Origin of the sequence: Sulfurimonas sp. (assembly GCF_047622445.1) — a bacterium.
Classification (GTDB): Bacteria; Campylobacterota; Campylobacteria; order Campylobacterales; family Sulfurimonadaceae; genus Sulfurimonas.
The window spans coordinates 1-5,025 of sequence record NZ_JBLHOE010000112.1 but is presented as its reverse complement, the minus strand read 5'-3'; the positions used below and the strand labels follow the sequence as shown (position 1 = coordinate 5,025).

At 33.7% G+C, this 5,025-nt stretch carries 2 protein-coding genes; one reads left to right on the top strand and one right to left on the bottom strand.

All coding sequences use genetic code 11. The features are described 5' to 3' along the window. Positions 1–1,056: 1,056 nt before the first annotated feature. On the bottom strand, positions 1,057–3,816 hold the full coding sequence (gene ileS, locus ACI9TV_RS15755) for an isoleucine--tRNA ligase (protein WP_415251774.1): 2,760 nt from the start codon (positions 3,814–3,816) through the stop codon (positions 1,057–1,059). Positions 3,817–3,942: 126 nt separating this feature from the next. On the opposite strand from ileS, the gene ACI9TV_RS15750 reads away from it, so the two are divergent. Beyond that, on the top strand, positions 3,943–5,025 hold a 1,083-nt coding region (locus tag ACI9TV_RS15750; RefSeq protein ID WP_415251773.1), incomplete at its 3' end, for a CinA family protein.

The window sequence follows — 5,025 nt, the reverse complement described above, 5'->3', positions numbered from 1 at the left end:
CTAGATCACATAGCTACTTAGGTAATTTATCTCCTTCAAAATTTGAGGAAATTAATTCGATGTTACGAAATGGAATAGCTGCTTAGAAATAAGTCAAAAAGTGTGTGAATTTAAGTTACCACTCCAATATGTATATTTTATATGCTAATTCAATATGCTCATGTATTATTTTGACCAATTGATGATAATTTAATAAATCAACCTCTATTGTTACATCTGAATAAATTTCAGAAAATTTTCTTAATTCACGAGTTCTTCGAGAATAAATATATTCCAATTGTAGAGACTTGGAATAATCACTTTCTGTTAATTGATTGATTGATATATATGTAAATTTGTAAATTTGAAACCATTGTTCTATGTTTGAATTCAAGCTATTGGCTAATAAGAGTGGTATAGCCCTAACTTGACCGTATGAATCAGCGGAAAATTGATAGCTTATGGGAGTTTGGTTAATCATATGTCCTTTGTATAACGGCGAAGCTGAACTCCATTAATGTGTATTTAAGAAAATTCGCTTGCGATTTTCTGGAGGACACTTTGATGTGGGACTCCTGACTTTTGTTGTATGTAGCGTAGCGAAATACGACAAAAGGCGGGTGGCACGTTTAGGGATCAACTTCGACATTGTACGTTTCCGCTTGGCTGAACGTACAACTATATATTGCAGGTCATTATATACATAAAACCTTAAAACACATAAATAACCATCATCATAAATAAGTGTTATTTATTCAATATTATGATTGTTTTCCATACTTTTAAGTATTTTGATAGAAATAGATTATTATTCTTAGAGAATTAGTGATAGTTAATTAGTATAAAGACATATAACAATCAAGAATGAGTGTTATATGATGCTTAAATGGAGGGTTGGATGGAAGTTAAAAAAACACCTACAAGAGATGAGTAGAGTAGGGATGAGAAGTATATCTCACAGTAAAAGTAAACTTTTAGTTTTTAAACTTCTTCACCAAAAAGATTCCAAGAGCTACTGCAACAAATATCAGAGCAACAGTTACTCCGATAAATTCAAATGTTACAGGTTCGGTGAAGTTAGGCACCTACTACCTCTTCACATCTTTTACATGTACAGTCTTCTTTGCTTGCTTGGAATTTCCAACATCTTGGACATTTTGACGCAGTTGCTTTTGCAACAGTAAATGTGTCTCCATCAACTTCAAAAGAACCTAGTGCTTCTGTTACATCTGCATTTGAAACAGATGAAACAACAAACCAATCTTCAGCGTCAATAGCGTCGATAGCTAAAGCTACTTTTGAGTCAGTTTTTATAACAAGCTCTAGTGTACTTTTAATAGTTTTCTCTTTTTTAAGCCCATCAACGATAGAACCAAAACCTTCTCTAGCCTTAGTCATATACTCAGCGTTAAAGCTTGATTCGCCAGTTTGGATATCTTCATATACTAAATCAAAAATATCTTCTGCATCGCCCTTGATAATAGCTGGAGCATGATCTACAATCTCATCTGCTGTATATGTTAAAATCGGAGCCATTAAAAGAAGTAGATTCTTTGTAATGATAGCCATAGCACTTTGAGATGCCATACGTCTTGGATCGTTCTTCGCGTTACAGTAAAGTGAATCTTTTGTCATATCGATATACATACCGCTTAACTCATTGGCAATATAGTTGTTAAGTGTACTCATTCCATTTACAAAGTTGTATTCAGAAAATGCAGTATGCACTTCGCTTAGTGTTTTACTTGATACATCTAAAATCCATTTGTCTAGTTCACCCATTTCTTCGTATGGAGTTAAAGTTTCTAAATCGTTGATGTTTGCAAGCATAATTCTAAACGTATTTCTTAGTTTACGATAGTTTTCAGAAATCTGTTTTAAAATTCCTTGAGAAATTTTTAAATCACTTTGGTAATCAGATGAAGCTACCCATAGACGAAGAATTTCACTTCCATACTCTTTTAAAACTTTCTCAGGTGCAATTACATTCCCTTTTGACTTAGACATTTTTTCGCCCTTGTCATCAACGGTGAAACCATGTGTAAGAACAGCTTTGTATGGTGCTTTATGCTCAACTGCGGCAGAAAGGAATAGAGACGATTGGAACCAACCACGATGTTGATCAGAACCTTCTACATATAAGTCAGCTTGGTATTCACCAGCGTCATAGTTACGTGATTTTAAAACTGAGTTCCATGTAGAACCGGAGTCAAACCAAACATCAAGAATATCACTTACTTTTTCAACTTCATCAGCTTTATATCCTGATCCTGGATAAAGTAAGTGCTCTGTAGACATTGAGTACCAAGCATCACTTCCTTGCATTTCAAAAATCATAGCTGTGTAGTTTAAAACTTTTTCGTCAAGAATTACTTCACCCGTAGCTTTTACTCTAAAAAATGCGATAGGAACACCCCAGTCACGTTGACGAGAGATACACCAATCTGGACGGTTTTCAACCATAGAGTTTAATCTGTTTCTACCTGTTTCAGGAATGAAAAGAGTTTTCTCTACTTCGCTAAGTGCAATGTTTCTTAAAGTTTTGTCTTCACCCTCTGGCTTTTCATCTACAGAAATAAACCATTGTCTTGTTGCTCTAAAGATAAGAGGAGTGTGACTTCTCCAACAATGTGGATACGAGTGAGTAAATTTAGATACTTTACGTACACTTTCTCCCATAAGTTCGATAAGTGCATCATTTGATTTAAAGATATGCTTACCTACAAAGTCTTCGGCATTTGGAATTAAACTATCACGAACGACAGTTTGATCAAAACAACCAGTTTCATCAACAGGCATAACAACTTCTAAATCATATGTTAGACCAACACGGTAATCATCTTCACCATGTCCAGGAGCTGTATGAACACAACCCGTACCATTATCAATTAAAACATGATCGCCTAATATGATTCTAGAGTTTCTACCATTAAGAGGATTGATTGCTGTTAAGTTTTCAAACTCTTTTGCTTGGATAGTTTTAGATACTTCACCGTCTAAAATACCTTCCTCTTTCGCAGAATTATATAATTCTTTAGCAACGATAAAACCATCAGTAGTAAGAACGTAATCTTCTTCAGGGTTAAGTGAAATAGCAGTATTTGCAGGGATAGTCCAAGGTGTTGTTGTCCAGATGATTGGAGCAGCTTTACCCTCAATGCCAAGTTTTGCTTTTGCATCATCGTTAAGTTCAAATGCTATGAAAATAGAGTGAGACTCTTTGTCTTCGTATTCTACTTCAGCTTCTGCAAGTGCAGTTCTCTCAGCCCATGACCAAAATACTGGTTTACTTCTTTCAATTAAAAGACCTTTTTTCGCAACAGAACATAAAGTACGGTAAATATTTGCTTCGAATTTATAATCCATTGTTACATATGGCTTGTTCCAGTCAGCTAAAATACCAAGAGTTTTAAACTCATCTCTTTGGATATCTACAAATTTTGCTGCATGTTCACGACAAAGCTTACGAATTTCGGCAGTTTCAAGAAGTTCTTTTTTCTTTTTTCCACCAAGTTTTTTCTCAACTTGTTGCTCAATTGGTAGACCATGACAATCCCAACCCGGAGTAAAACGAACAGATTTTCCATTAAAATAGTTGTGTTTAACGATGATGTCTTTTAAAACCTTGTTAAGTGCATGACCTATATGAATATGACCATTCGCATAAGGAGGTCCATCATGAAGAGTAAATTTAGGCGCATTTTTACGTTTAGCTTTCATCTTCTCATATATTTTGTTTGCATCCCAAGATGCATAACGTTTTGGTTCGTTGTTGATTAGGTTACCACGCATGGCAAAATTTGTCGTTGGTAGAAGTAGTGTGTCTTTGTAGTCCATATAAGCCTCAAATTTGTAAGTATATTTTTTATAAAAGTTTTGCATTATATCCATATAGGAATTAAAAAGCTCTTTAAAGTGATATAATACTTTCAAATAAAATTAGTTTAAAAGGCTATAAAGAACATGAAACTTCATCTTTTACTCATTGGAAATAAATTTATATATAACAAGTCTTTAAAAGAATATGTTGTTCGTAAAGTTGAAGAAAAATGTGATTTTATTAATACACTTACTCATTTTAAAGAGAGTGATAACTCTTTGTTTTTATATCTTGATGAAGAATTGAATTCATCTGATAAGCTTGTCATTGTAACTACAAAACATAATTTTGCTACTGTCGGAAAGTTAATTTCCACTATTACAAGTGATAATCAAGTTCTTAAAGATAATATGCTTATTCCATCAAATGCTACACTTCATGAAAAGGGAAGTTATTTATTAGAACATAAAGACTCCAAAACTAATGTTATATCTATGGATGAGATGATGAAAATGCCAGAAATTTTACTTTCATCTGAAAAAAATCGAGCAACTGTTAATATTTTCGAAGAAGATAGAGAAAGTGCTATAGCTTTATTAAGCCCAATAGCGCAAATGCATGATGTAACTTTAGAATTTATAACAATTGTAGAAGGTTGGTTAAGAATAGAGGTGGAAAGTAAAAAGTATGGAAATATTTCTAACTTTATCAATTCAGCAAAACAGTTACTTCCTAAAAAAATTATCTCAGCACCTAATATGCTTGAGTATATAATTGAAACCTTATCTGCAAACAACAAAAAAATCTCTTTTGCAGAGAGTTGTACAGGAGGACTTCTTAGTTATTACTTTACTTCTCATAATGGTGCCTCAAAGATTTTAGATGGTTCACTTATCACATACTCGAATGACTTAAAAGATAACTGGTTGGCGGTTGAGCACAATACGCTAGAGGAGTTCGGAGCGGTAAGTGCACAGGTAGTTGAGCAAATGAGTGATGGTGCTATGGATGTAAGTCATGCTGATTACACAATTTCTATAAGTGGAATTGCTGGAGATACTGGTGGTACAGAATTAAAACCAGTAGGTACAGTATACATAGGTGTTAGAAGCCAAGTAAGCAATAAAGAGTTTCATTTTCAGTTACTCGGGGATAGAAAGTATGTGCAACATCAAAGTGCACTTTATGCAATTAAAATGTTGATAATAATCGACAAAGATATCTTT

Excerpts from the sequence above, each read along its gene's own strand:
- ileS (WP_415251774.1), bottom strand. The coding sequence starts at position 3,816 with ATGGACTACAAAGACACACTACTTCTACCAACGACAAATTTTGCCATG.